This is a genomic window from Marinobacter sp. UBA2498 (assembly GCF_002341575.1).
In the GTDB taxonomy this organism is placed as follows: domain Bacteria; phylum Pseudomonadota; class Gammaproteobacteria; order Pseudomonadales; family Oleiphilaceae; genus Marinobacter; species Marinobacter manganoxydans.
In genome coordinates this window covers 29,813-30,704 of sequence record NZ_DDOI01000080.1, presented here as the reverse complement: position 1 = coordinate 30,704, position 892 = coordinate 29,813, and the positions used below count along the sequence as shown (strand labels likewise).

General features: G+C 60.4%; 1 protein-coding gene. It reads left to right on the top strand.

Annotation, left to right across the window (positions count from 1 at the left end; genetic code table 11):
* Positions 1-688, top strand: a 688-nt coding sequence (locus B2W52_RS10955) for a hypothetical protein (protein WP_286803016.1), incomplete at its 5' end; no start/stop codon positions are given.
* Between the last annotated feature and the right edge of the window lie 204 nt (positions 689-892).

Sequence of the window (892 nt, the reverse complement as noted above, 5' to 3'; positions counted from 1 at the left end):
CCGACACGATGCCGAACGCCAGCGGATGCTTTCTGAACGACTACAAGAGATACCCGCGCCCAGATTGTCCCCCGCATTTGCCAAGCGCCTCGACGATACCCTTGCCAGCGTCCAGACCAGCGACAGGCGCCCGGTCGGTCAGAAGCCTCTGGAAGGCCTGAAACACTGGTTGACCCGCCTGAGCCCATCGGCTGTCATCGGAGGCGGCGGCTGGGCGGTGGCCATGGTGCTGGCGGCGATGCTTCTGGTACCCAGCCTGACGCCCGAAGATCCCAATCAGATGGCGGTGGCCAGTCAGATTCCCATGGTCAACGACGTGCTGGCCGATTATCAGCGGGTGGTGGGCAACGATCTGCGCACGCCGTCTGACGACGCCGACCTGTCGCCGCCCATGCAGTGGGCCAATGGCCGCGTTCTGGCCCGTTGGACAACCAGAGTAGGTGGCGAGCCCGCCGAGGCCTACGCCGTGCGGCTGGGCAACAGCCTGATCGTTCAGTACCAAATATCGGAGCGCGTGTTTTTCCGGAATCCGGACGTGCGACAGGCCGTGGCCCGTGCCGGTGATTTTCGAACCCGTGACAACGAGCTGGAAGTTATTGGGTTGCCGATGCGGGCATCGGGCTTACTGGTTGTGGCGCCATCGGGCAATGTGCCACCCATCGACAAGTCAGCGATGAGTGCTTCCTGAACCGACCTCGGTGGTTATTTTCTAATCAATCCCTACACTTAACTCATGCATTCGCAATCAGCCCAACAACAAAACCGGAACCAGTCCGGAGTGATCAACAATGAGGGAAATACCATGTCGATCAATGATTCGCCCGCCATTGCCTCCCAGTCTCCGGCAGAGTCAATCCAAATGAGCCGTCGGCGCCTTTTATTGGGCTCCGCC